This is a genomic window from Dactylosporangium sp. NBC_01737 (genome assembly GCF_035963215.1).
Classification (GTDB): Bacteria; Actinomycetota; Actinomycetes; order Mycobacteriales; family Micromonosporaceae; genus Dactylosporangium.
In genome coordinates this window covers 8,282,659-8,307,091 of record NZ_CP109153.1, presented here as the reverse complement: position 1 = coordinate 8,307,091, position 24,433 = coordinate 8,282,659, and the positions used below count along the sequence as shown (strand labels likewise).

General features: G+C 72.5%; 19 protein-coding genes and 1 pseudogene. 17 read left to right on the top strand and 3 right to left on the bottom strand.

The genetic code is table 11. The annotated features are described in order from the left end of the window. Positions 1–57: 57 nt before the first annotated feature. Positions 58–747: a YqeB family protein gene (locus tag OHA72_RS37575; protein WP_327000815.1), complete on the bottom strand. Its 690-nt coding sequence runs from the start codon at positions 745–747 to the stop codon at positions 58–60. A 278-nt stretch (positions 748–1,025) separates the two neighbouring features. Here OHA72_RS37575 and OHA72_RS37570 point away from each other — a divergent pair, with 278 nt between their 5' ends. The 17 genes and pseudogenes from OHA72_RS37570 to OHA72_RS37490 all read left to right on the top strand — a co-directional run bounded on the left by OHA72_RS37570 (position 1,026) and on the right by OHA72_RS37490 (position 22,050). Then, positions 1,026–3,557 carry an ABC transporter permease gene (locus OHA72_RS37570; protein ID WP_327000814.1) on the top strand — a complete coding sequence of 844 codons (2,532 nt, stop codon included), beginning with the start codon at positions 1,026–1,028 and terminating at the stop codon, positions 3,555–3,557. Between the two features lie 105 nt (positions 3,558–3,662). Continuing rightward, positions 3,663–4,373 (top strand): annotated as a pseudogene (locus OHA72_RS65060) (AfsR/SARP family transcriptional regulator); the annotation flags it as partial. Positions 4,374–4,554: 181 nt separating this feature from the next. After that, a complete protein-coding gene (locus tag OHA72_RS37560; RefSeq protein ID WP_327000812.1) occupies positions 4,555–5,541 on the top strand; it encodes an AAA family ATPase in 987 nt (328 codons plus the stop codon). A gap of 367 nt (positions 5,542–5,908) precedes the next feature. Beyond that, on the top strand, positions 5,909–6,466 hold the full coding sequence (locus OHA72_RS37555) for an LmbU family transcriptional regulator (protein WP_327000811.1): 558 nt from the start codon (positions 5,909–5,911) through the stop codon (positions 6,464–6,466). A gap of 121 nt (positions 6,467–6,587) precedes the next feature. Continuing rightward, the gene (locus OHA72_RS37550) at positions 6,588–7,112 is read left to right on the top strand and encodes a PH domain-containing protein (RefSeq protein ID WP_327000810.1); all 525 of its coding nucleotides are present in this window, start codon (positions 6,588–6,590) and stop codon (positions 7,110–7,112) included. Beyond that, a complete protein-coding gene (locus OHA72_RS37545) occupies positions 7,109–8,677 on the top strand; it encodes a PH domain-containing protein (RefSeq protein ID WP_327000809.1) in 1,569 nt (522 codons plus the stop codon). The genes OHA72_RS37550 and OHA72_RS37545 overlap by 4 nt, the downstream gene beginning before the upstream one ends. 216 nt (positions 8,678–8,893) lie before the next feature. Further along, the gene (locus tag OHA72_RS37540) at positions 8,894–9,838 is read left to right on the top strand and encodes an aldo/keto reductase (RefSeq protein WP_327000808.1); all 945 of its coding nucleotides are present in this window, start codon (positions 8,894–8,896) and stop codon (positions 9,836–9,838) included. Between the two features lie 73 nt (positions 9,839–9,911). Continuing rightward, the gene (locus OHA72_RS37535; RefSeq protein ID WP_327000807.1) at positions 9,912–10,469 is read left to right on the top strand and encodes a GNAT family N-acetyltransferase; all 558 of its coding nucleotides are present in this window, start codon (positions 9,912–9,914) and stop codon (positions 10,467–10,469) included. 16 nt (positions 10,470–10,485) lie between these two features. Further along, positions 10,486–11,487: an NAD-dependent epimerase/dehydratase family protein gene (locus tag OHA72_RS37530; protein WP_327000806.1), complete on the top strand. Its 1,002-nt coding sequence runs from the start codon at positions 10,486–10,488 to the stop codon at positions 11,485–11,487. Between the two features lie 441 nt (positions 11,488–11,928). Next, entirely contained in the window at positions 11,929–13,188 is a 1,260-nt protein-coding gene (locus tag OHA72_RS37525) for an activator-dependent family glycosyltransferase (protein WP_327000805.1), read from the top strand. Then, positions 13,188–14,456 carry an activator-dependent family glycosyltransferase gene (locus tag OHA72_RS37520; protein ID WP_327000804.1) on the top strand — a complete coding sequence of 423 codons (1,269 nt, stop codon included), beginning with the start codon at positions 13,188–13,190 and terminating at the stop codon, positions 14,454–14,456. The genes OHA72_RS37525 and OHA72_RS37520 overlap by 1 nt, the downstream gene beginning before the upstream one ends. Positions 14,457–14,461: 5 nt before the next feature. After that, the gene (locus OHA72_RS37515) at positions 14,462–15,715 is read left to right on the top strand and encodes a nucleotide disphospho-sugar-binding domain-containing protein (protein WP_327000803.1); all 1,254 of its coding nucleotides are present in this window, start codon (positions 14,462–14,464) and stop codon (positions 15,713–15,715) included. After that, the gene (locus tag OHA72_RS37510) at positions 15,715–16,971 is read left to right on the top strand and encodes an activator-dependent family glycosyltransferase (RefSeq protein ID WP_327000802.1); all 1,257 of its coding nucleotides are present in this window, start codon (positions 15,715–15,717) and stop codon (positions 16,969–16,971) included. Before OHA72_RS37515 ends, OHA72_RS37510 begins: the two co-directional genes overlap by 1 nt. A 13-nt stretch (positions 16,972–16,984) precedes the next feature. After that, entirely contained in the window at positions 16,985–18,268 is a 1,284-nt protein-coding gene (locus OHA72_RS37505; protein WP_327000801.1) for an activator-dependent family glycosyltransferase, read from the top strand. Positions 18,269–18,273: 5 nt separating this feature from the next. Then, complete coding sequence (locus OHA72_RS37500; RefSeq protein WP_327000800.1) at positions 18,274–19,539, top strand: activator-dependent family glycosyltransferase; 1,266 nt, start codon at positions 18,274–18,276, stop codon at positions 19,537–19,539. Positions 19,540–19,549: 10 nt separating this feature from the next. After that, positions 19,550–20,812: an activator-dependent family glycosyltransferase gene (locus OHA72_RS37495; protein WP_327000799.1), complete on the top strand. Its 1,263-nt coding sequence runs from the start codon at positions 19,550–19,552 to the stop codon at positions 20,810–20,812. Then, complete coding sequence (locus OHA72_RS37490; RefSeq protein WP_327000798.1) at positions 20,809–22,050, top strand: nucleotide disphospho-sugar-binding domain-containing protein; 1,242 nt, start codon at positions 20,809–20,811, stop codon at positions 22,048–22,050. Before OHA72_RS37495 ends, OHA72_RS37490 begins: the two co-directional genes overlap by 4 nt. Here the strand turns inward: OHA72_RS37490 and OHA72_RS37485 are convergent. Together OHA72_RS37485 and OHA72_RS37480 are read right to left on the bottom strand one after the other, a co-directional pair. Further along, positions 22,025–22,876 carry an SAM-dependent methyltransferase gene (locus OHA72_RS37485; protein WP_327000797.1) on the bottom strand — a complete coding sequence of 284 codons (852 nt, stop codon included), beginning with the start codon at positions 22,874–22,876 and terminating at the stop codon, positions 22,025–22,027. The genes OHA72_RS37490 and OHA72_RS37485 overlap by 26 nt on opposite strands. Next, entirely contained in the window at positions 22,873–24,429 is a 1,557-nt protein-coding gene (locus OHA72_RS37480; RefSeq protein WP_327011742.1) for an aromatic amino acid lyase, read from the bottom strand. Before OHA72_RS37480 ends, OHA72_RS37485 begins: the two co-directional genes overlap by 4 nt. Positions 24,430–24,433: the final 4 nt, after the last annotated feature.

The window sequence follows — 24,433 nt, the reverse complement described above, 5'->3', positions numbered from 1 at the left end:
CTATCCGTCACCGCCGCCGGTCGTGCCGCATCGCGGAGGGCGGCGTGTCACCCGGCGTCAGGAGCGCACGAGCGGCCGCCAGTCCTGGCGGGTGCCCTGGTCGCGCACCACGTAGCCGAGTTTCTGCGCCACGTCGCGCAGCTCCCCCGCCTCCTTGGCGGCCTTCTTCTTCAGCGCCGACTCCCGGGCGCTGAGCACGCTGTCGACCTCGGACGGGAGGTCCGGGGCACCGGGTGTCCACGGCCGGAACAGCGCGTCGTACGGGTCGCCGTCCTGCCACGGATACCCGTGCTCGCGGAACGCGGCCGCGAGGACCTGGTGCGACGCCTGGGTGCGCTCGCGGAAGACCTGGCGGGACTCCTGGTCGAGCACGACGAGACGCTTGCCGTCGGCGAAGACCGCGGCGACGTCGGCGCGGGCCACGGTGGTCGCCTTGTCGCCGAGGCCGAAGCGCACCTCGCCGGCGGTGAGGGTCACCACGGCCGACTCGTTCTTCGCCGTGAGCGCGACGACGAGGCCGAACACCAGCCAGATCGCCACGTTGACCGCGACCTTCCACCAGTTGTCGACCGCGCCCACCACGCGGAACGCCGGGCGCAGCGGCAGGGCCGTGCCCCAGCTCAGCATCCACCGGGCCACGAACGGCAGCGCGGTGCCGACGAGCACGAACAGCGCGGGGACGCCGAGATAGATGACCAGCCGGTCGATGACGGGGAAGCCCAGCACGGTGGGACGCTCGTTCGCCATGGCTCGACGCTAGGACGGTGCGCACGCCCGCGCCTAGTCGCCGAAAGTCGACGCCGCCGCAAGGGGGGTCATCTTTCGTCGAAATCGCTGTCCACTTAGGACCCGAAGTGTCCCGCCGCTCTCGCCACACGCCGTGTGCCGGTGCCAGACTGCGCAGGACCCACCGAACGCGACAGCCGGGACGCGCCCCCGGCGGCACCGCCGTGCCCGACGACCATTGCCGACGGCAACAGCTAGGAGCCGGAGATGACCGAACCGCAAGAGCCGGAGACCGGCCGATGATGCTGAAGCTGACCCTGCGCAGCCTCGCCGCGCACCGGCTGCGGCTGATGTTCACCGCGGTCGCCGTGCTGCTCGGCGTCTCCTTCGTCGCCGGCACCATGATCTTCCGCGACACGGCCTCCCGCAGCTTCGACTCGACGTTCTCCGGCCTGGACAGCGCCCGCGAGGTGTTCGTCTACCCGAAGCAGACGTTCACCGGCGAGGGCACCCCGCAGGTCTACATCCCCGAGTCGCTCGGGCAGACCGTCCAGCAGGTCCCGGGGGCGCAGGCGTGGCTCGGCGCGACCGAGGGGTACGCCGCGATCCTGACGGCCGACGGCACCATCGTCGGCGGGGACAACGCCGCACACCTCGGCCGGGAGTACGTCGAGCGGCCCGGCTCCAAGTCGACCGTCAAGCTCATCGCCGGGCGCAAGCCGGTCGGCGACACGGAGCTGGTGGTGGAGACGCACACCGCGACCGAGGGCCGCATCGCCGTCGGCGACGAGCTGACCGTGGTGACCGAGCGCGCCGAGAAGAGCATGCGGGTCGTCGGCATCTACGACCTCGGCGAGGACCAGCTCGGCGACGCCGTCACGTTCGTCGGCTTCGCCCCCGACGTGGCGCAGCAGATGCTCACCAGCCCCGGCCACTACTCCGCGATCTGGGTGCGGCCGCGCGACGGCGTGACCCCGCGGCAGCTCGCCGACCAGCTCACCGCCGCGCTGCCGGCGCAGTACGAGGTCAAGACCGCGCAGGAGCAGGCGCAGGACACCAAGAAGGAGATCCAGGGCATCTTCGACGTGCTGGGCCGCTTCCTGCTCGCGTTCGCCGGGATCTCCGTCCTGGTCGGGTCGTTCATCATCTTCAACACGTTCACGATGCTCGTCGCGCAGCGGACCCGGGAGATGGCGCTGCTGCGCGCGGTCGGCGCGAGCCGGGCCCAGGTGACCAGGGCCGTGCTCGGCGAGGCGATCGGCATCGGGCTGGTCGGTAGCACGCTGGGCCTCGCCGCCGGCGTCGGGGTGTCGCTGGTCCTGCGGCTGCTGTTCGAACGGTTCGGCACCACGCTGCCGGACCGGGCGCCGGTGATCGAGCCGGGCACCGTGCTGTGGTCCTACGTGGTCGGGTTGCTGGTGACGGTGCTGGCCGCCTACCTGCCGGCCCGCCGGGCCGCAAAGATCCCGCCGGTGGCGGCGTTGCGTGACGGGGGCACCCCGGCGCCGCGCGGGATGCGGCGGCGCACGGTCCTCGGGCTGATTCCGGCGGTCATCGGCGGCCTCGCCCTGGCCGGCGGGCTGTCCAGCGGCGGCGAGGACGGCTCCGGGCTCGTCGTCATCGGCGGTGTCCTGCTCTTCCTCGCAGCGGTCGTGCTCAGCCCGGTGCTGAGCCGGCCCGTGACGCGGCTGTTGGGCTGGCCGATCGGCCTGGTCGCCGGGGCGATCGGCCGGCTCGGCGTGGAGAACGCCCGCCGCGACCCGCGCCGCACCGCGGCGACCGCCTCGGCGCTCATGGTGGGGCTCGCGCTGGTGTCCCTCGCGACGGTCGTGGCCGGTTCGATGAGCGCGTCCGTCGACAAGCGCCTCGACGCCCAGTTCGGCGCCGACTTCTCGATGGACCCGCGCGGGCTCACCGGCTTCAGCGCCGACGCCGTCGACCGGGTCGCCGCCGTGCCGGGGGTGCGCGGTGTCGTGCCGGTGCGGTCCGGCACGGTGCGGCTGGGCGACGAGGAGGCGTCGGTGACCGTCGCCGACCCGGCCGCGCTCACGGTGCCGGTCCGCCTCAAGGTGACCGACGGCGCCACCACCCTCGGCGCCGACCAGCTGCTCGTCCAGAAGACGGTCGCGGACCAGCGGGGCTGGAAGGTCGGCAGCACGATCCCCGGGCGCTACCCCGACGGCACCGCGGTGACGTTCACCGTCGCCGGGCTCTTCGCCGACAACCAGGTGCTCAACCGGCCCTACCTCATCGCACCGGCCGGCTACGGCGCGCACACCACGGCGACGCTCATCCAGCGGGCGTTCGTCGACATCGACGACGCCCGGCTCGCCGCGGCCGGTGACGGCGTGCGGCAGGTGCTCAAGGCCTACCCGAACATCCAGCTCAAGGACCGCCAGGACGCCAAGGACGACGCCCGCGCCGACATCGACCAGGCACTCAACGTCATCATGGTGCTGTTGCTGCTGTCCATCGCGATCGCCGCCGTCGGCATCGTCAACACCCTGGGTCTCGCGGTCGTCGAGCGTACCCGGGAGATCGGCCTGCTGCGCGCGGTCGGCATGAAGCGCCGGCAGGTGCGGGCGATGATCCGCTACGAGTCCGTGGTCATCGCCGTGTTCGGTGCCGCGCTCGGGCTGCTGCTCGGCGTCGGCCTGGGCGTGGCCACCCAGCGGGTCCTGGCCGGCGAGGGCATCGAGGTGCTCGACATCGACGCCGTCCGGCTCGCCCTGTACCTGCTCAGCGCGATTGTCATCGGCGTCGTCGCGGCCATCTGGCCGGCCTGGCGGGCCGCTCGCATGGACGTGCTGAAGGCGATCCACCACGAGTGACGTGACGAACGGTCACACACGCTCCGAGCAACTGTTTGGTGATTGAAACTGATTGATAGTCTCGGGCCCCGTGCAACGGTGCTGACGGGACGGGCCGGGGGACTCATGCCGTGTGTGGAGCCGACAGGGATCGAGAAGACGGAGGTCCGGCTGCTCGGTCCGATCACCGTCAGCACCGGAGGGCGCGACGTCGACCTCGGTTCGCCGCGGCAGCTCGCCCTGTTCGCGACCCTCGCCGCCAACACCGGGCGGGTCGTCAGCCGCGAGGAGCTGGTCGACGCGGTCTGGGGCATCGACGCGCCGGCGACCGCGATCAACAGCGTCTACACGTACGTGGGGCGCCTGCGCGGCGCGCTGGAGCCGTCCCGGGCGCAGCGCGCGCCGGCGGAGATGCTGCTGTCGGAGGGCTCCGGCTACATGCTGGTGCTTCCGCCGGGGCAGGTCGACCAGCGGCGCTTCGAGGAGCACCTGACCGAGGCCCGGCGGCTGCACGGCGCCGGTGCGCTGCACAGCGCCGTCGGTGAGCTCGACGGCGCGCTCGCGCTGTGGCGGGGCACGGCCTACGGCGGCGCCGCCGGCCCGTTCGTCGCCACCGAGCGCACCCGGCTGAGTGAGCTGCGGCTGGTCGCGATGGAGGACCGGGCGGAGATCCTGCTGAAGCTGGGCCAGCACGCCGACCTCGTCGGTGAGCTGTTCGGGCTGGCCCGCCGCAACCCGCTGCGGGAGCGGCTGCGGCTGATGCTCATGCAGTGCTATCTGCGGCTGGGCCGGCAGGCCGACGTGCTCACCGAATACCACGACGTGCGGGCGGTCCTCGCCGACGAGCTGGGCATCGAGCCCAGCGAGGAGCTGCAGGAGCTGTACCAGGGCATCCTGCGCCGCGAGCAGCACCGTCAGCAGGTCCCGGCGCAGCGCACCGCCGCGCCGGCCACCGCCGCCCGCGACGCCGCGACGCCGCCGGCGCCGGCCGCCGCGGCCCGCGCAGCTCGTCCGGGACGTGGCCGGCTTCACCGGGCGCACCGCCGAGCTGCGCAAGCTCAACGACCTGGTGACGGCCGCGCAGACCACGGGCGAGTCCGGGGTCATCGTGCTCAGCGGCGGGCCGGGGGTCGGCAAGTCGGCCCTCGCGGTCCACCTCGGACACACCCTCGCCCGGCGGTTCCCCGACGGGCAGCTGCACCTGGACCTGCACGGCTTCGCGCACGCGGCCCGGCCGATGTCGCCGGCGGCGGCGCTGCGGCACCTGCTGGCGGCGCTGGGCGCGGCCCGGACCGGCAGCGACGACGCCGAGCAGCAGAGCGCGCTGTACCGCAGCCTCACCGCCCGCCGGCGGCTGTTCATCCTGCTCGACAACGCCCGCTCGGTCGAGCAGGTGCGGCCGCTGCTGCCCGGCGGATCGTCGAGTGTCATCGTGGTCACCAGCCGATACTCGCTGGCCGGGCTCGCCGTGCGGGACGGCGCCCGGCGGGTCACGCTCGACGTGATGCAGGAGGAGGAGGCGATCAGCCTCTTCAGCCGGATCGTGGGGCAGCCGTTCACTGCGCGGGAGTACCCGGTGGTGCGCAACGTCGTGGCCGCCTGCGCGCGGCTGCCGCTCGCGCTGCGGATCGCGGCCGCCCGGATCAACAGCGCGCCGTCGCCGAAGGTGGCGATGGCCGAGTTCACCGAGTGCAACCTGTTCGGCAACCTCGACGTGCCCGGCGACGAGGAGACGTCGCTGCGGTCGGTCTTCGACTGGTCCTACCGGGCGCTGCCCGCCGACGCCGCGCAGCTGTTCCGGGCACTGGGCACCGGCGCGGGCGCGGAGCTGACGCTGCAGGACGCCGCCGAGCTCATCGAGGCCGGTCCCCGGCTGGTCCGGCACGCGATGAACACCCTCGTCGACGCCAACCTGGTGCACGAGCCGCTGCCGGACCACTTCCGCATGAACACCCTCGTGTTCGCCTACGCCCGGCAGCTCGACTCTGTCGGCCACTTCTTCTGAACCGGCACCCGCAGCCGCACGCACCGGCCCTGACGTGCGGATCCCTGCCCGCGTCCCGCCAGCGGGACACCTCGCCGCGACCCCGTCACAACGGAATCAACGGTTCGCACCTCCGCGTTTAGGCGTCGTCTAGCGGTCGTCTGGCAAACGTCGAGAGCCGGACTGAAAGGATCTCGATCGATTGGTCAGCTTTGGCGAGGATGCACGCATCCGATTGCGATGGTGGTGAATGACGAACGTCAACCGCATGGACCACCCGTCCGCGCGGACGGAAAGAGCATCGACGGGCCGGGAATCGGTCGCGCTGCACAACGGCGCGCCGCAGACGCTCAACAACAACGGGCGATTCGCTGTCGACGGAAAAGCAATGACCAAGCGGACGACCCTCAGTATTCCCGACGGGATGCCGATCAACGCGTGGCGCAATCTGGGACGGCAGATCTTTGTCATCTCCGATTCGTCCGCGTGGTGGCTCGGTGACTGGCTCATCTACGGCCAGGCGCAGTACCCCGACCGGTACCGGCACGCGATCGCGGAGACGTCGCTGGACTACCAGACCCTGCGCAACTACGCGTGGGTGGCCCGGCGGTTCACCCCCAAGCGGCGCCGCGAGAAGCTCAGCTTCCAGCATCATGCCGAGGTCGCCAGCCTGCCGGAGGCCGACCAGGACGAGCTGCTGCTGGCGGCGGAGGTGCAGGGCTGGTCGCGCAACGAGCTGCGCCGGCAGATCCAGTACCGCCGCGACGGGCGCACCCGCGACGTGGAGAGCGTGAGCCTGCAGGTGCAGCTGGAGACCGGGCAGAAACAGCGGTGGCAGGAGGCCGCCGAACGGGCCGACAAGGATCTGCTGGCGTGGATCGTGTCGTGTCTGGACAATGCGGCGACCCAGGCTCTGGAAACCGCAGCAATCAACGGGGCGCACTGAATACCACGCCACGGGGCACGGAGTTGTCTGCGGGTCCCGGCCGACCATCGGCCGGGACCCGTTTCATTTGCGCCGGACGTTTTCTTGTAAATGGGACACGGGCTGATGCAGCATGTCGGCCATGACTGAAGCGCTACCGCGCCAGGAAATCATGGAAGCACCGTTGCGGCTGCGGCCGCCGCGGCACCGGGTCGAGCGCCGGGCCATTGCCCTGTGGACGCTCAACGCCATGCTCTCGGCGGCGGTCCTGGTCGGCGGTCTCGGCCTGACCTACACGTTGTGGGACGCCTCGCGGCCCTATGTCTACCCGGTGCTGATCCTGCTGTCGGTGACCTCGACGATCAACATCCTGGCGATGCCGACCTGGCGGTACCTCGTGCACCGGTGGGAGTACACCGACATGGCGGTCTACGCGCTCAACGGCTGGATCACCAGGGAGTGGCGGATCACGCCCATCTCGCGCATCCAGAGCGTCAACACCCACCGCGGCCCGCTGCAGGCGCTGCTCGGCCTGGCCACGCTGAAGGTGACCACCGCGGCGAGGGAGGGCGGGATCGTGGTGCGTGGCCTGGACGCGAAGGTCGCCGCCGACGCCGCGCAGCGGCTCACCGAGGTCACCCAGAGCACCCCGTGGGACGCGACGTGAGCCCGGCGCCCTCGTTGCAGGCCCGGCCCGAGACCGACGTACCGCAGCCGGACGATGACGTCCCGTGGCGGCGGCTGGACATCCGGGTCGTCTACGTCGACCTGGTGATGCTGGTGCTGTCGTTGATCCCGACCGCGGTCACCATGGGCGTGTTCCATCTCGGGTTCGACACGTTCTCCATCTGGACCGCGATCGTCACCACGGCGCTGGGCGTCGTGGGTGCCGTCGGTGACCTGATCCGGTGGTGGCGCACCTGGTACCGGATCACCCCGGAGCGCGTCGAGCAGCGCACCGGCGTGTGGTTCACCAGCTTCCGGTTCGTGCCGCGCGACCGCATCCGCAGCGTCGACATGCACGCACGGCTGCGGCACCGCGTCGCCGGGCTGCGCATCGTGCTGATCGGCTCGGGCGAGGCGACCCCGTCGTTCAAGCTCGACGCGCTGTCCGTCGCGATGGCCCGGCAGCTGCGCCACGACCTGATGGGCGCCGTCGCGGCGCCCCCGGCGGCCGAGACCGAGGTGGAGGTCACCGAGGACGGCGACACCGTCATCGCGCGGCTGCGCTGGCGGTGGATCTTCTACAACCTCGTCAACGCGTGGGCGTTCCTGGTCGCCGCGTTCCTGCTGTGGAGCACGTTCTGGCTGCTGCAGCTCGTCGGGGTGAACCTCGCCGACATCCTGCGCCGCGTCGTGGACTGGGACGGGCTCGGCCTCGGCTGGTCGATCGTGGTCGCGGTCGCCGGCACCTGGCTGCTCGGCGTGTGCGGCCTGGCCATCGGCTTCGTGACCGACAACTGGGGCTTCGTGCTGCTGCGCACCCAGACCGAGCACGGCAGCGCGCTGCTGACCCGTCAGGGCCTGCTGCAGACCCGCGAGATCTACCGCGACGACGCCCGCCTGCGCGGCATCCACTTCAGCGAGCCGCTGTTCTGGCGGTGGTGCGGCCTGGCCGAGACCGAGGTCATCTCCACCGGGCTGGCCGGCTGGGTCTCGGGCAAGGAGCCGGCCAGCGCGATCCTGCCGCGCGGCCCGGTGAGCGAGGCCCGGCGGGTCGCCGCGCTGGTGCTGGACGACGGGTACCTGCCGATGGAGGCGCCGCTGCGCCGGCACGCGCGTGGCGCGCTGGTCCGGCGGGTGTTCTGGGCGCTGTTCGTGCCGGCGTTCCTGGCCGGGATGCTCGCCTGGATGGACGCCCTCGGCGGGGTTCCGTCCTGGACGTGGATCGCGGCGCTGTGCCTCACGCCGGTCACCCTGCAGTTCGCCCGGGTCGCGTACCGCACGCTCGGGCACGGGATCGTCGGGCCGTACATCGTCCTGCGCTGCGGCCTCGCGACGCGCTCCACGGCGGCGCTGCAGACCCGCTCCGTGATCGGCTGGACGATGCGAGAGACGATCGTGCAGCGGATGCTGGGGCTGCTGACGGTCCGCGTGTCGACCGCCGCGGGATTCAAGTTCTATCAGGCACCGGACATCGGCATGGACCAGGCCGTCGCATTTGTCAACGATGCGGATCCGGCGCTGATCGGTGATTTTCTCGAACCGGGGCCCGGCCGGTCAACCGGCTGAAAGAATTCTCCGCCGCTTATTGCGCGAACGCGGCCTCATTGGTGACGATCCGAACCGCACCGCCGGTGTCGAGCGCGCCCGTCCATTCGCGCGGTCCGGCCGTCTCGTCCTGACGAACCTCGATCGCCCACACGGGTAGATTTGCGGGTAGACATGCGGAAGACACAATTCGTCGATGGCTTTTCGGTGAGCGCTATCGGGCTCGGCTGCAGTTCGATGTCACACGGTTATCAACCACTGGACCGCGACGAACGCGACGACGAGGAGTCGGTGCGGGTCATCCGCCGCGCCGTCGAACTCGGCATCGACCTGTTCGACACCGCGGACGTCTACGGGCCGTTCACCAACGAGGAACTGCTCGGCAGGGCCCTGCGGCCGTACGCCGACCAGGTGCGCGTCGCCACGAAGTGCGGCCTGGTCAGCGGGCCGGACGGCAAGTTCAGCCGGGACGGCCGGCCGGAGCACATCCGACGGGCCTGCGACGCGTCGCTGCGCCGGCTGCAGGTCGACACCATCGATCTGTACCAGCTGCACCGGGTCGACCCGGCGGTGCCGCTGGCCGAGACGTGGGGCGCGCTGAGCGAGCTGGTCACCGCCGGCAAGGTGCGTGGCCTGGGCATCTCACACGCGACCCCGGACGAGCTGGAGCAGGTGCACGCGCTCTTCCCGGTCACCGCCGTGCAGTACGAGCTGTCGGTGTGGTGCACGGCGAGCCTGGAGGACGTGCTGCCGTGGTGCCGCAAGAACAGCGTCGGGTTCCTCGCGTTCGCGCCGGTCGGCCGGGGTTTCCTCACCGGCGTGCTGGAGCGGGTGCGGCTGCCCGAGGACGACTCGCGCAGCCGGGACCCCCGGTTCACGCCGGAGGCGATGGACGCCAACCGGGCGATCATCGACGGCCTGCGCCGCATCGCCGACCGGCACGGCGCGACGCCCGCGCAGGTCGCCATCGCCTGGGTCCTCGACCAGGGCGACAACGTGGTGCCGATCCCGGGCACCCGGCACCGGCGCTGGCTGGAGGAGAACGCCGCCGCCACCCAGTTGCAGCTCACCGCCGCCGACCTCGCCGAGGTCGACGGTCTGCCGGCCCCGATCGGCGAGATGAGCTGGGACAACACCCGCGCCGTCACCGCCGTGCAGACCCCGGACACGGCGCACGCCTGACGCCACCACCGCGTCCCGCCAGCGGGACGCGGCCCGCCCCAGGAACCTCCTTCGAAGAAACGGACGCCGTCGAGTGATCTTCCCGCACACCGTGTCGCGCCGCCTCGAGCTGCGACCCGCCACGATGCACGACCACACCGTCTTCCTCGCCACGCTGCTGCGCACCGGGCTGGAGAGCTTCCGCCCTGCCGCGACCACCGCCGGAATGTTCAAAATCCTCGACGCCGCATTTCTCGTGCATCGTCGTGATAGCGCAACGGTGCTCGGGTTCAGTACGCTGCACGGGCTCGACCCGGCCGGACACATCCGGTGCGGCATTTATCTCGACCCCCTCAGGGCGCGGATGGGTGTCGGCTCCGAGGCAATTCACCTGCTGCTCAACTACGCATTCGCGATGTTCAACATCGACAAGGTGATCGCGCAGACGACCGAGGCGAGTTTCAGCGCATTCGGCCTCACTCTCGGCGGCACGGGAATCCGCGCCGTGCTCGACGACCATCTGTATTTCCGCGGTCAGTTGTGGGACCTGCACACGTTCCAGATCGAACGCGCCGATTGGGAGAGGCACGTCGACGAGGATCTCGACGGCATCCTCCCGGAGCCGTTGCAGTGGCGTGTCGCGCCGGCCTGAGTCCTTGGAGGAGTTCGTGGAGAGTCCCGGCACCCCGCCGCTGATCGCGGTGCTCGGCGCGTCAGGCCTGGTCGGCACCGCGCTGACCCGGCGGCTGGCCGACCGGCCGGTGCGGCTGCGCCTGGTCGGGCGCCGCCCGGCGGTCGTGCCGCCCGGCGCCCGCGCCGACGTGGAGGTGCGCGCCGTCGACCTCACCGCGCCCGGCGCGCTCGCCGCCGCGATCGACGGCGCCGACGTCGTCATCCATCTCGTCGCCTTCATCGAGGGCCCCAGCAGCTGGCGGGTCGCCGCCGACGACCCGGTCGCGGAGAAGGTGAACCTCGGCCTGGTCCACGACCTCATCGACGCGGTGCGGGCCCAGCAACGGCCCCGGCCGCCGCTGGTGCTGTTCGCCGGGTCCATGTCGCAGGCCGGCCGCAGCAGCCTGCCCCGCATCGACGGCACCGAACCCGACGCGCCGCTGACCGCGTACGACCGGCAGAAGCTCGCCGGCGAGCAGGCCCTGGAGGCCGCACACGCGGACGGCCTGCTGCGCGGTGTGACGCTGCGCCTGGCCACGATCTACAGCCAGGGCACCGATCCGGTGGGCCTGGACCGCGGGGTCGCGGCGAGCATGGTCCGCCGGGCGATCGCGGGGCAGCCGCTGACCGTGTGGCACGACGGCACGATGCTGCGCGACCTGCTCTGCGTCGACGACGCGGCGGACGCGTTCGTGGCCGCCATCGACCACGCCGAGGCCCTGGAGGGCCGGCACTGGCTGATCGGGACCGGCGTCGGCATCAGCATCGCCGACCTGTTCGGCACGATCGCGAAGGTCGTGTCCACGCACACCGGGCAGCCGCCGGTGCCGGTCGTGCCGGTGCCGCCGGCCGCCCATTCGATGCCGACCGACGCGATCGACTTCGTGCTGGACCCGTCGGCGTTCTGCGCCGCCGCGCACTGGACGCCCCGGATCGGCCTGTCCGACGGCCTGGACCGCCTGGCCGTGGCCACGGTGCGGGACGAGGAAAGGTCATGAGCGGCCCGCAGCGCAGCGAGGAGCCGCGAATCAGCAGTGCAGCGTCGCCCTCAGGCCGGCGCCGGAGCGCAGCGCAGGTGACGGCATGAGCGGCCCGCAGCGCAGCGAGGAGCCGCGAATCAGCAGTGCAGCGTCGCCCTCAGGCCGGCGCCGGAGCGCAGCGCAGGTGACGGCATGAGCGGCCCGCAGCGCAGCGAGGAGCCGCGAATCAGCAGTGCAGCGTCGCCCTCAGGCCGGCGCCGGAGCGCAGCGCAGGTGACGGCATGAGCGGCCCGCAGCGCAGCGAGGAGCCGCGAATCAGCAGTGCAGCGTCGCCCTCAGGCCGGCGCCGGAGCGCAGCGGAGGTGACGGCATGAGCGGCCCGCAGCGCAGCGAGGAGCCGCGAATCAGCAGTGCAGCGTCGCCCTCAGGCCGGCGCCGGAGCGCAGCGGAGGTGACGGCATGAGGGTTCTGTTCGTCACGTATGCCGAACGCACCCACTTCCTGGCGATGGCGCCCCTGGCGTGGGCGCTGCGCACCGCCGGGCACGACGTCGTCTTCGCCAGCCAGCCCGCGTTCGTCGAGGAGATCACCAGGGCCGGGCTCACCGCGGTCTCCGTCGGGCGGTACCGCGACCCTGCCCGGATGCTGGAGCTCGCGCCGGACTGGTACACCAGCGACCGCACCGGCCTGCCGATGCCGTACGACGTCGTCGAGCAGCGCCCGCAGGACATGTCCTGGGAGTACCTGCGCGACGGGTTCAAGCGTCAGGTGAAGGACTGGCACAAGGTCGAGAACGTACCGATGATCCCGGACCTGGTGGCCTTCGCCCAGGCGTGGCGGCCGGACCTGGTGCTGTGGGAGCCGAGCACCTACGCCGGGTCGATCGCGGCGAAGGCGTGCGGCGCCGCGCACGGCCGCATCATGTTCAGCCACGACATCTACGGCGTGACCCGCCACCACTACCTGCGGCTGATGCAGGACGGGACCGACCCGATGGCGGAGTGGCTCGGCGCCTACGCGCGATCGTTCGGCGCCGACTTCACCGAGGACATGATCACCGGACAGTTCACGATCGACCAGCTGCCCGCGGCGCTGCGCATCGAGTCGCCGGACGTGGACTACGTCCCGATGCGGTACACGCCGTACGGCGGGCCCGCGACGATCCCCGCCTGGCTGCGCACTCCCCCGGCCCGGCCCCGCGTCGCGCTCACCCTCGGCCTCGTGGCCACCGAGCGCTTCGACGGCTTCGCGGTCGACGTGCAGGACATCCTGGACTCCCTCGCCGACCTCGACGTCGAGGTCGTGGCGACCGTGCCGGAACGCGAGCAGCGCAGGCTCGCCCGGGTGCCGGCCAACGCGCGGCTGGTGTCGTTCGTGCCGCTGACCGCGCTCGTGCCGACCTGCGCCGTGGTCATCCACCACGCCGGCTTCGGCACCCTGTCGACCACCGCCCTCAACGCCGTGCCGCAGCTGGTGCTGCCGTACCACTTCGACGAACCGGCCCTCGCCGACGGCCTCGTGGACATGGGCACGGCGCTGGCGGTGCACGCCACGAAGGCCACCGGCCCGGTCGTGCGGGAAGCGGTACAGCGGCTGCTGCGGGAGCCGCAGTTCCGGGCAGGCGCGCGACGGGTGCGCGACGAACTGCTCGCCCTGCCGACACCCAACGCGCTCGTGCCCCGGCTCGAAGCGCTGGCGCTGACGAACGGAGCGGTGTGATGCGGGTGCTGTTCGTGATCAACCCCGAGAAGACCATCTTCCAGTACATGGCGGCGACGGCGTGGGCGCTGCGCACCGCCGGGCACGAGGTCCGCGTCGCCAGCCAGCCCGCCTTCGCCGGTGTCATCACCCAGGCTGGCCTGACGGCGGTGCCGGTTGGCAGCGACCGCAACCCGTGGCGGATCACCGCCCACCGCCCGGAGGTCCGCGCCGAGATGCGCGTCGGCATCCTCTCGCCCTACGACGCCTTCGACCACCCGGAGAAGGCTACCTGGGACTATCTGTCCACGGGCCTCGCCGAGGCGCTCAACAGCTGGCACAAGCCGCAGAACTTCCCGATCGTCAACGACCTGGTCGACTTCGCCCGCGCGTGGCGGCCGGACCTGGTGATCTGGGAGCCGATGACGTTCGCCGGGCCGATCGCGGCCAAGGCGTGCGGCGCCGCGCACGCCCGGCTGCTGTTCGGCATCGACGTGTTCGGCGGGGTACGCCAGACCTACCGCGCGCTCAACGCCGCCGCGACGCAACCCCGGGACCCGATCATGGACTGGTTCGCCGGGTACGGGCGGCGCTTCGGGTTCGAGGCGAGCGAGGACATGTTCACCGGGCACTTCACGCTCGACCAGTTCCCGCTGACGCTGCAGGACGAGGCGCCAGGCCTGCGCTACCTGCGGATGCGCTACGTGCCCTACGGCGGCGCGGCCGTCGTGCCGAAGTGGCTGCGGGAGCCGCCGGCGAGGCCGCGCGTCGCGCTCACCATGGGCCTGTCCGCCACCGAGATCTACAACGGGTACACGATCTCGATGCGGGAGGTCCTCGACGCGTTCGCCGACCTCGACATCCACCTCGTCGCCACCGTCGCCGACGCCGAACGCGAGGCGCTGGGCGCGATCCCGGCCAACACCACCGTCGTGCCGTACGTGCCGTGGCAGGCGCTCGCACCGACCTGCTCCGCGGTCGTGCAGCACGGCGGGGCGGCCACCATCGCCACCACCGCGCTGCACCCGGTGCCGCAGCTGTCCGTGCACTACCACTTCGACCAGCCGATCCTGGCCCGGAAACTCACCGCGCACGGCGCGGGGCTGGACATCCCGACCGCGGGCGCGACCGGCGCCGGCATCCGCGACGCCGTGGTGCGGCTGCTCACCGAGCCGTCGTTCGCCGCCCGCGCCGCGGACCTGCGCGCGGAGATCCTGGCCCTGCCCAGCCCCAACGAGGTCGTGCCGGAGATCGAGCAGCTCACCGTCAAGCACCGCAGCGCGGTCTGACCGCGATGCGCGTGCTGTTCGCCTCCGTCGCCGACCCGAGCGTCTACCGGTCCTGCGTCCCGCTCGCCTGGGCGTTGCGCACCGCCGGGCACGAGGTGCGCTTCGCGGTGCCGCCGTCCTTCACCGGCGTGGTCACCGCCGACGGCCTGACGGCGGTGCCGGTCGGCGCCGCGCGCGACACCCGGCGGATGACCGCCCTGCACCCGCAGGAGCAGGAGGCGATGCGCGAGGGCCTGCCCCAGCCGTACCAGGCCTGCGCCGCGCCGGACACGGACCTGTCGTGGGAGGCGATGCGCGACGGGTACACGGACCTGCTGACCCGCTGGCACAAGCCGGACAACTTCCCGATGATCGCCGACCTGGTCGCCTTCGCCCGCGCCTGGCGGCCCGACCTGGTGCTGTGGGAGCCGACCACCTACGCCGCGCCGATCGCCGCGCAGGCCTGCGGCGCCGCCCACGGCCGGGTGCTGTGGAGCCTCGACGTGTTCTGGCGGACGTACCAGGTGTACCGGCGGCTCCAGCCGGCCGCCGACCCGCTCGCGGCGTGGCTCGGCGGCTACGCGCGCCGCGACGGCGGCGAGTTCACCGAGGACCTCGTCGCCGGGCAGTTCACCGTCGACCCGCTGCCGGACTCGCTGCGCTTCGACACCGGCCTGCGGCGGGTGCCGCTGCGGTACACCCCGTACGGCGGGCCCGCGACGCTGCCCGGGTGGCTGCGGCAACCACCCGGGCGCCCCCGTGTGGCACTGACCCTCGGGGTGACGGCCACGCAACGCTTCGCCGGCTACGTCCTCGACGTGCGCGACACCCTCGACGCGCTCGGGGACCTCGACGCTGACGTCGTGGCCACCGTCGCCGACCCCGAACGGATCGGCCCGGTCGCCGGCAACATCCGCCTGGTCCGCTGGGTGCCGCTGCAGGCGCTGGTCGCCACCTGCGATGTCGTCGTCGACCACGCCGGGCCCGGCACGCTGCTCACCGCTGCCCTCGCCGGGGTGCCGCAGCTGACCGTGCCGTGGGACTTCGACGAACCCGCCCTCGCGGCCCGCGCCGCCAGGCAGGGCGCCGCATTGCACCTGCCGGCCGGCGAGGCCACCGGCGCCCGGGTCCGCGACGGGGTGCTTCGGCTGCTGCACGAGCCCACGTTCCGGGACCGGGCCGCGGCGCTGCGCGCCGAACTGCACGCGATGCCCACGGCCAACCAGGTCGCGCGGCGGCTGGAAGAGATGACCCTGGAACATCGGATGGCGGTGGCGTGATGCGGGTGCTGTTCGTGACCAACCCGGAGAAGAGCATCTTCCAGTACATGGTGCCCCTGGCGTGGGCGCTGCGCACCGCCGGGCACGAGGTGTGCTTCGCCGGGCAGCCCGGCTTCGCGCCGCTCATCACCCAGGCCGGGCTGACCGCCGTCCCGGTCGGGCAGACCCGCGACAACTGGCGGGTCGCGAAGGTCGCGCACAACGCCCACCACGCGGTCCGCGCCGGGATCCCGGCGCCCTACGACGCGTTCGACGACCCGGCCAAGCAGACGTGGGACTACCTGCTGCCGGGCATGCGGACCGCGGCGACCGGCTGGCACCGGATGTCGAACTTCCCCATCATCAGCGAACTGGTCGACTTCGCCCGCTCGTGGCGGCCGGACCTGGTGATCTGGGAGCCGCTGACCTACGCCGGCGCGATCGCGGCCAAGGCCTGCGGCGCCGCGCACGCCCGCCTGCTGTTCGGCATCGACGTCTTCGGCGGTGTACGCCGGATCTACCGCCGGGTCCAGCAGACGCCGGAGGACCCGCTCATGGAGTGGTTCGGCGGGTACGCGCGGCGCTACGGCTTCGCCGCCACCGAGGACCTGGCCGTCGGGCACTTCACCATCGACCAGTTCCCGGCGAGCCTGCAGGTCGAGGCGCCCGGCATCGACTACGTGCGGACCCAGTTCATCGGCTACGGCGGCCCGGCGAGCGTCCCCGGCTGGCTGCGCGAACCGCCGGCGCGGCCGCGGGTCGCGTTCACGATGGGGCTGTCCGCGACCGAGGTCTACGACGGCTACACCCTGGATCTGCAGGACGTCCTGGACAGCGTCGCCGACCTCGACATCGAGCTCGTCGCCACCGTCGCGCAGGACGAGCAGCGCAAGCTGGCCCGGGTGCCGGCCAACGCCCGGCTGGTGCCGTTCGTGCCGTGGCACGCGCTCGCCCCGACCTGCTCGGTGGTCGTGCACCACGCCGGCGCCGCGACCCTCGCCACCACCGCGCGGCACCCGGTGCCGCAGCTGGCCCTGCACTACCACTACGACCAGCCGACCATCGGGCGGCTGCTCGCGCGGCACGGCGCCGGCCTCGCCATGCACACCAGCCAGGCGACCGGGGCGTCGGTCCGCGACGCGATCGTCCGGCTGCTGCGCGAACCCGCGTTCCGGGACCGGGCCGCCGACCTGCGCGCGGAGATCCTCGCCGCGCCCAGCCCCAACCAGCTCGTCCCCCGGCTCGAAGAGCTGACCGTCACCCATCAGACCGCCTGAAAGGACATACCTCATGCGGGTCCTGCTCACCACGTACTCGGAACGGACCTTCCTGCAGGCCATGGTCCCCCTGGCCTGGGCACTGCGCACCGCCGGGCACGAGGTCCGCTTCGCCAGCCAGCCCGAACTGGCCGACAACATCACCCAGGCCGGGCTGACCGCCGTGCCCGTCGGGCGCAACCGCGGCATCTGGCGGCTCGCCGAGTTCGAGCCCGAGCAGCGCGAGGCCGACCGCGAGGGGCTGCTGTCGCCGTACGACGCCGCCGCGCAGGACCCGGCCGACGTCGACTTCGCCACCATGCGCGAGGGCTACGAGGACAAGACCTTCGGCTGGCACCGCCTCGACAACTTCCCGATGATCGGCGGGCTCGTCGAGTTCTGCCGCTCCTGGCAGCCGGACCTGGTGCTGTGGGAGCCGACCACCTACGCCGCGCCGATCGCCGCGCAGGCGTGCGGCGCCGCGCACGGGCGGCTGCTGTGGAGCCTCGACGTGTTCGGCGTGGCCCGCGAGATCTACCTGGACCTCAAGGCGCAGCAGCCCGACGCCGAACAGATCGAGCGTGTCGACCCGCTCGCCGAGTGGATGGCCGCCTTCGGCGCCAAGCACGGCGTCGAGTACTCCGAGGAGCTCATCACCGGGCAGTTCACCATCGACCAGCTGCCCGACTCGGTCACGATGCGGGCCGGCCTGCAGTACCTGCCGATGCAGTACACCCCGTACGGCGGCACCGCGGTCGTGCCGAAGTGGCTGTGGACCGCCCCGGCGAAGCCCCGCATCGCACTGACCCTCGGCATCACCGCCACCGACCGGTTCTCCGGCTACGCGGTCAGCGTCCAGGACATCCTCAGGTCGCTCGGCGGCCTCGACGTGGAGGTCGTGGCCACCATCGCCGAGGCCGAGCAGCACAAGCTCGGCGAGCTGCCCGGCAACGTGCGGATCGAGTCGTGGGTGCCGCTGCAGGCGCTCGTCGCGACCTGCTCCGCGGTCATCCACCACGCCGGGCCGGGCACGCTGCTCACCGTCGCGCAGGAGGGCGTGCCGCAGCTGACCGTGCCGTGGGACTTCGACGAGCCGGAGCTGGCCCGGCGGGTCGCCGCGCAGGGCGCCGCGCTGGTCATCCACGCCAGCGAGGCCACCGGCGACCGGGTCCGCGACGGGGTGCGGCGGCTGCTGGAGGAGCCCGGCTTCCGCGAGCGGGCCGGGGCGCTGCGCGACGAGCTGCGCGCCATGCCCACGCCCAACCAGCTCGTGCCGCAGCTCGAAGAGCTGACCGCCAAGCTCCGCGTGGAGCGGTAGCCGCCATGCGCGTTCTCGTCGTCACCAACCCCGAGAAGACCATCTTCCAGTACCTCGCACCCCTCGCGTGGGCGTTGCGCACCGGCGGGCACGAGGTCCGCGTGGCCAGCCAGCCCGCGCTCACCGGCGCCATCACCCAGGCCGGGCTGACCGCCGTGCCGCTCGGGCGCGGCCGGGACCAGTTCCGGCTGGCCGGCATGGCGCCGGAGCAGCTGGAGGAGGAGCGCGAGGGTATCCCCGCGCCCTACGACGTCGCCGAACACCCGGACCGGGCCACCTGGGAGCACGTCGACGGCGCCTACGGCCAGGCGCTGCAGTACTGGCACAAGCTGGAGAACTTCCCGCTCATCGCCGACCTCGTCGCGTTCGCCAAGGCGTGGCGGCCCGACCTGGTGATCTGGGAGCCGACCGCGTTCGCCGGCGCGGTCGCGGCCAAGGCGTGCGGCGCCGCGCACGCCCGGCTGCTGTACGGCGCCGACGTCTACGGCCTCGGCCGCGCCCACTACCTGCGGCTCATCGGCGAGGAACCCGGGCGCACCGACCGGATGGCGGAGTGGCTCGACGGCTACGCCAGGCGGCACGGCGGCGCGTTCACCGAGGACATGGTGACCGGTCACTTCACCATCGACCAGCTGCCGCGCAGCCTGCAGACCGAGGCACCCGACCTGCACTACGTGCGCACCCAGTACATCCCGTACGGCGGGCCGGCCGTGGTGCCGCAGTGGCTGTGGAAGCAGCCGGAGCGGCCGCGGATCGCGCTGACCATGGGACTGTCGGCGACCGAGGTCTACAACGGCTACACCGTGGACGTGCAGGACATCCTGGAGCACCTCGCGGACCTGGACGTGGAGGTCGTGGCGACCGTCGCGCAGAACGCGCAGGACAAGCTCACCCGGATCCCGGACAACGCGCGGGTCGAGTCCTACGTGCCGCTGCACGCGCTGCTGCCGACCTGCTCCGCGGTCATCCACCACGCGGGGGCGGCCACGATGGCGACCGCGGCCCGCCACCCGATGCCGCACCTGGCGCTGTACTACCACTTCGACCAGCCGATGCTGGCCCGCAGCCTGGTCGCGACCGGCGCCGGCCTGGCCATGCACACCGGCGTCGCCACCGGCGCGAAGGTCCGCGACGCGGTCCGCAGGCTGCTGGCGGAGCCCTACTTCCGGCGCAACGCGGTGCGGCTGCGCGACGAGATCGAAGAGTCCCCCACCCCGAACGAGCTCGCCGGGCAGCTCGTCGCGCTCACCGACAAGTACCGAAGCCTCTAGGAGTCCGTCCATGCGTGTCCTGCTGTGCACCCTCCCCCAGAAGACCCACTTCCTCACCATGGCCCCGCTCGCGTGGGCGCTGCGCACCGCCGGGCACGAAGTCCGCGTCGCGAGCCTGCCCCAGTTCGCGAGCACCATCACGCAGGCCGGCCTCACCGCCGCGCCGGTCGGGCGGGAGGTCGACATCGACCGGCTCGACACGGCGGAGACCCGCGAGGAGTTCCGCCGCGGCCTGCCCGGCCCTTACCGCATCGTCGAGGAGCCCGGCCAGGTCGACTGGGCGGACCTGATCGACGAGTACGAAGGCATGGTCACGTGGGGCTTCAAGCTCTACAACATGCCGCTCATCCACGACCTGGTGGCGATGGCCAGGCAGTGGCAGCCGGACCTGGTGCTGTGGGAGCCGTTCACCTACGCCGGGCCGATCGCCGCGAAGGCGTGCGGGGCACCGCACGGCCGGCTGCTGTTCACCATGGACGTCTTCGGCGTCGCGCACGAGATCGGCCGGCAGCACGACCTGTCGCTGCCCGAGGAAGAGCGCAACGACCCGCTCGTGGACTTCCTCGGCAGCTTCGGCGCACGGCACGGGTTCGAGTTCTCCGAGGACATGATCTCCGGCCAGTTCACCATCGACCAGCTCCCGGAGTCGCTGAGCATCAAGGCCACCGGCCTCGACTACGTGCCGATGCAGTACGTGCCGTACGGCGGGCCGGCGGTCGTGCCGAAATGGTTGTGGACCCCGCCGGAGAAGCCGCGGGTGGCGCTCACCATGGGCATCAGCGCGACCGAGCACTTCGCCGGCTACACGTTCAACGTCAAGGACATCCTCGAGGCACTGTCCGATGTGGACGTCGAGGTCGTCGCCACCGTCGACCCGGCCGAGCAGCCGAAGCTGGGCACCGTCCCCGGCAACGTGCGCGTGGTCGACTACGTGCCGTTGCACGCGCTCGCGCCGACCTGCACCGCGGTCATCAACCACGGCGGCTTCGGCACGCTGTCCACGATCGCGCTGCACGGCGTGCCGCAGCTGGTGCTGCCGTTCCACTTCGAGGGCCCGCTGCTGGCCCGCAAGCTCGCCGCCCAGGGCGCCGGGCTGGCGCTGCACTCCGACCAGGCCAGCGGCGAGGCCGTCCGCGAGGCGCTGGAGTACCTGCTCGCCGAGCCGTCGTTCGAGACCCGGGCCGGCGCGCTGCGCGAGGAGATCCGCTCCCTGCCGACGCCGAACGAGGTGGCCGGACAGCTGGAGCAGCTCGCGGAGAAGTACCGGCCGTGAAAGTCCTCTTCACCGCCTACCCGGAGTCCACGCACTTCATGCTCATGGCGCCGCTGGCGTGGGCGCTGCGCACCGCCGGCCATGAGGTGCGGGTCGCGGTGCAGCCGAAGTTCGCCCCGGTCGTGACGCAGGCTGGGCTGACCGCGGTGCCGGTCGGCAGCGACCGGGACCTGTGGCAGATCATGCGCCGCGACGCGGACTGGCTCGACGGGGGGCGGGTCGGCTGGCCCGCCCCCTACGACGGCAGCGACGGCGACGCCATGATCGAGGGGTACCGGCTGCAGGTGAACCGCTGGCACAAGGTGAGCAACACCCCGATGATCGCGGACCTGGTCGGCTTCGCCCGCTCGTGGCGGCCCGACCTGGTCCTGTGGGAGCCCACCACCTACGCCGGTGGGCTCGCGGCCGTCGCGTGCGGGGCCGCGCACGGCCGGATGCTGATCGGCGAGGACGTGTTCGGCCAGACCCGCGCCCGGTTCCTGACCGGCGGGCACGCCGAGGACCCGCTCGGGGCATGGCTGTCGGGCTACGCGCGCCGCTACGGCTTCGCGTTCGACGAGGAGCTCGTCACCGGGCAGTTCACCGTCGACCAGCTCCCGCCGGCGCTGCGCGGCGTGCCCGCCCCGGCGGTGCGGGTCGTGCCGATGCGGTACACGCAGTACGGCGGGGCCGCGTCGATCCCGGCGTGGGTGCGGCAGCGGCCGTCGCGGCCGCGGGTGGCGGTGACGCTCGGGCTGACCGCGACCGATCACGCGGTCGGCTACGCGGTGAGCATCCAGGAGCTGCTGGACGCGTTCGCCGGCGACGACCTCGAGCTGGTCGTGACGATCCCGCTGACCGAGCAGGCGCGGCTGACCAGGTTCCCGTCCAACGTGCGGCTGGTGGACTACGTGCCGCTGCAGGCGCTGCTGCCGACGTGCTCGGCGGTGGTGCACCACGCGGGGGTCGGCACGCTGCTCACCAGCGCGCTGCACGCGGTGCCGCAGCTGGCGCTGCCCTTCGACGTGGACCAGCCGCTGCTGGGGTCCCGCCTGGTCGCGTCCGGCGCCGGCCTGTCGACCTACGCGACGGACGCGACCGGTGAGGTGGTCCGCGAGCAGGTGCTGCGGCTGCTGCGCGAGCCGTCCTTCGCCGCGGCGGCGCGGGACCTCGCCGGGCAGCTGCGCTCGCAGCCGACGCCGAACGAGGTCGCCGCGCTCCTGCGGCGCAGGGTCATGGACGGTGCAGCGTCACGATGAGGACGCCCTCGCTGACGTGCGAGGCGTCGACCTCCCAGTCGTCGTCCAGGCCCATCTCCAGGATGCGCCGGAGGTCGGCCGGGAGGTCCTCGTGCGTCTTGGCGTACTCGGCCATCGCCACGTAGGTGCGCGGGTAGGTGTACATCGTCTGCGCCGTGATGTCCTCGACCTCGTCGAGGATCAGGCCGGCCTGCTCGGCGAAGCCCGGGTACTCCTCGGCGCGCACCATCGGCGCGGCCCGCCACGCCCACAGCGCCGCCGCGACCGCCTCCTGGGTCTCCTTGTCGACCTCGATGTGCTCGCCGCGGCGCACGAAGTCGGTGAGCACCGCCCGGCCGCCGGCCTTCAGCACCCGCGACACCTCACCGAGCACCTGCGCCCGGTCCGGCATGTGCACGATCGACTCCAGCAGCAGCACCGCGTCGAACGATTCGGGCCCGAACGGCATCGCGGTCGCGTCGGCGTGCTCGAACCGGGCCCGGTCCGCAACGCCCTCGGCGGCGGCACGCTCGTTGGCCAGCTCGACGTCCCTCGCGCTGATCGAGATCCCGACGACCTCCGCGCCGGTCGTCTTGGCCAGGTGCACACCGGGCTTGCCGGGCCCGCAGCCGACGTCCAGGACCCGCTCCCCCGGCTTGACCCCGAGCTTGCCGATGACGATGTCGGTGAGCCGCTGACCGGCCACGACGAAGTCGCTGTCGTCGTCGGGGCCGGTCCAGTACCCGTAGTGCATGTTGCCGCCCTGGAAGCGCGCGATGAGCTCGTTGGTCTCGTCGTAGAACGCGCCGACCTCCTGCGGCGTCGGCAACCGGAACACGTCGCTCACCGCACACCCGCCGCGCCGGTGCGCAGGTCGCCGTCGAGCAGGTCGCCGGCGTGCCGCTGGAACAGGTCGCGGGCAGCGCGGACCTCGGCCGCCATCGGCCGGTCCGCGTCCAGCGGCGGCGAGATCTCCGCCAGCCGCGCCCAGACGCCGGACACGTCGTGCGCCCGGCCCTGCATGACGGTGAGCTGCGCGACGCCGAGGGCGAGGGATCCGACGGTGAGCCAGCCCAGTTCGAGGGCGTCGGCGACGCCGTTGGCACCGTTGAGCGCCATCGGTACGTGGTCCTGGTTCCAGCCGTTCGTCGGCAGCGTCGTCAGCGAGGCCGGGGTCACCAGCTGCCGCAGCCGCGCGACGAACGAGGTGGCGCTGATCTGCACGCCCGCCAGGCCGCAGCCGCGACCGGCGCGGGGTGTCAGCATCGGCGGCAGGTTGCCGTTGGTGACCGGGCTGACCAGCAGGGCCAGCTGCCGCTCCGCGAGGTAGGCGGCCATGTGCATGGCCAGGCCGATCTGCTCGGAGGCGAACCCGACCGGCATGGCGTGGAAGTTGCCGCCGTGCAGGACCCGGTCGCCGACGGTGATCGGGTTGTCGGTGACCCCGCCGGCCTCGCGGGCCAGGACGTCACCGGCGTGGTCGAGCTGGTCGAGCACGGCGCCGAGGACCTGCGAGGTGCAGCGCACGCTGTACGGCTCCTGCAGCGGGCGGGCCGGGTCGTGGGTCATCCCCTCGGGCAGCTCCCGCTGGATCCAGCCGGCCACGGTGAGCTGGCCGGCCTGGCCGCGGGCGAGCGCGACGCCGGTGTCGAAGTGCTCCGGGTTGGCCCCGAGCAGCGCGGCGAGCCGCCCGCCGAGGACCGCGACGGCGCGGGTGAGGCGCAGCGCCGACTGGTGGTTGACGATCGCCTGAGCGAGCCCCACGCCGGTGCCGTTGACGAACGCGAGCGCCTCCCGGACCGGCCAGGACAGCGGCTGCGCGCCCAGCGACCCGAGCGCGTCCGCGGCGGGCTGGACCGTCCAGCGGCCCTGCTCGTCGCGGGACCACGCCTCGCCGAAGCCGGTGAAGGCGAGCGCGGCGTGCGCGAGCGGCTGCAGGTCCCCGCTGGCGCTGACCGTGCCGTCGCGCGGGATCGCCGGGGTGAAGCCCTGGTTCCACAGGTCGGCCAGGGTGTTCCAGAAGTCCGGGGACACCGCCGAGTAGCCCTTGCGCATGCTGTTGAGCCGCAGCCACAGCACCAGTCGCGCCACGTCGGGCGGCAGCGGGGTGCCCTGCGCGGTGCCGAGGTGGGCGATCAGCGACGCGCCCTGCTCCGCCTCGGACTCGGCGTCGAACAGCACGAGCGGGCCGAAACCCTGCGTCAGGCCGTAGATCGGCGCGCCGGAGGCGAGGCGCCGGTCGATGGTCGCCGCGCTGGCCCGCATCCGGGCAACGTCGACGTCGTCGCACGGGCCGAGCTTCGCGTCCCACGCGGCGCTGCGGACGATGTCGGCCAGCCAGGCCCGGCCGGCGCCGGCGCCGGTGTCACTGGTGTCGCTGCTGGACGTCTCGACGGTCATGGTC

What these genes read in the sequence shown, in the direction of transcription:
- OHA72_RS37575 (WP_327000815.1), bottom strand. Translation starts at nt 747, where the DNA reads ATGGCGAACGAGCGTCCCACCGTGCTGGGCTTCCCCGTCATCGACCGG.
- OHA72_RS37570 (WP_327000814.1), top strand. Translation starts at nt 1,026, where the DNA reads ATGATGCTGAAGCTGACCCTGCGCAGCCTCGCCGCGCACCGGCTGCGG.
- OHA72_RS37555 (WP_327000811.1), top strand. Translation starts at nt 5,909, where the DNA reads ATGACCAAGCGGACGACCCTCAGTATTCCCGACGGGATGCCGATCAAC.
- OHA72_RS37550 (WP_327000810.1), top strand. Translation starts at nt 6,588, where the DNA reads ATGACTGAAGCGCTACCGCGCCAGGAAATCATGGAAGCACCGTTGCGG.
- OHA72_RS37540 (WP_327000808.1), top strand. Translation starts at nt 8,894, where the DNA reads ATGTCACACGGTTATCAACCACTGGACCGCGACGAACGCGACGACGAG.
- OHA72_RS37525 (WP_327000805.1), top strand. Translation starts at nt 11,929, where the DNA reads ATGAGGGTTCTGTTCGTCACGTATGCCGAACGCACCCACTTCCTGGCG.
- OHA72_RS37520 (WP_327000804.1), top strand. Translation starts at nt 13,188, where the DNA reads ATGCGGGTGCTGTTCGTGATCAACCCCGAGAAGACCATCTTCCAGTAC.
- OHA72_RS37515 (WP_327000803.1), top strand. Translation starts at nt 14,462, where the DNA reads ATGCGCGTGCTGTTCGCCTCCGTCGCCGACCCGAGCGTCTACCGGTCC.
- OHA72_RS37510 (WP_327000802.1), top strand. Translation starts at nt 15,715, where the DNA reads ATGCGGGTGCTGTTCGTGACCAACCCGGAGAAGAGCATCTTCCAGTAC.
- OHA72_RS37505 (WP_327000801.1), top strand. Translation starts at nt 16,985, where the DNA reads ATGCGGGTCCTGCTCACCACGTACTCGGAACGGACCTTCCTGCAGGCC.
- OHA72_RS37500 (WP_327000800.1), top strand. Translation starts at nt 18,274, where the DNA reads ATGCGCGTTCTCGTCGTCACCAACCCCGAGAAGACCATCTTCCAGTAC.
- OHA72_RS37495 (WP_327000799.1), top strand. Translation starts at nt 19,550, where the DNA reads ATGCGTGTCCTGCTGTGCACCCTCCCCCAGAAGACCCACTTCCTCACC.
- OHA72_RS37480 (WP_327011742.1), bottom strand. Translation starts at nt 24,429, where the DNA reads ATGACCGTCGAGACGTCCAGCAGCGACACCAGTGACACCGGCGCCGGC.